The organism is Pantoea sp. SIMBA_079, assembly GCF_046940275.1.
Lineage (GTDB): Bacteria > Pseudomonadota > Gammaproteobacteria > Enterobacterales > Enterobacteriaceae > Pantoea > Pantoea borealis.
Genome location: NZ_JAWRYR010000885.1, coordinates 1 through 238 on the forward strand (window position 1 = coordinate 1; position 238 = coordinate 238).

1 protein-coding gene is annotated in these 238 nt (G+C 73.9%); it reads right to left on the minus strand.

The features are described 5' to 3' along the window. A partial coding sequence (locus tag SB719_RS22475) for an SDR family NAD(P)-dependent oxidoreductase (RefSeq protein ID WP_412160082.1) occupies positions 1-238 on the minus strand: 238 nt, incomplete at both ends.

Sequence of the window (238 nt, forward strand, 5' to 3'; positions counted from 1 at the left end):
CGCCGCCTGGGCCAGGAAATACGGCGCGCGCAGGTTGGTCGCCAGCAGCGCCTCCCAGTGCGCGGGCGTCGTCGTCGCGAACGGTGTCTCGTAGAACGCGGACGCGTTGTTGACCAGCGCATCGAGCCGGCCGAAGCGGCCGACGGTGCCGGCGACCAGTTCGGCGAGGCGGTCGACGTCGCGCAGGTCGGCCTGCAGCACGTGGGCGCTGCCCGGCCGCGCGGCATCGAGCGTCGTG